The organism is Rhizobium ecuadorense (genome assembly GCF_001187535.1).
Lineage (GTDB): Bacteria > Pseudomonadota > Alphaproteobacteria > Rhizobiales > Rhizobiaceae > Rhizobium > Rhizobium ecuadorense.
Window position 1 is genome coordinate 1 of the sequence record NZ_LFIO01000578.1, and the last position, 238, is coordinate 238.

The 238-nt window shown below is 60.1% G+C and carries 1 pseudogene; it reads right to left on the reverse strand.

Going from position 1 to position 238, the window contains the following annotated elements:
- Positions 1-238, reverse strand: a pseudogene (locus tag AF337_RS12135) (sugar ABC transporter permease); the annotation flags it as partial.

The following is a 238-nucleotide window of genomic DNA, read 5'->3' on the forward strand; positions in this document are numbered from 1 at the left end:
GGACAGCGCCAGCGCTATGGCAAGGCCGAGCAGCAATTCGACAGTCACAGCGCCGACCGTGAAGATGACAGTGTTGACGAAGGCCCCGCGCGTCACTGTGTCGGAGAGAAGATCGATATAATTGCCGAGGCCGACGAAATGCGTCCGCGCCGGCTTGAGCAAATTATATTCGTAGAGGCTGAACCAGATGCCCTGCGCCAGCGGCCAGACGCCGATGACCAGCACGTAGATGACGGCC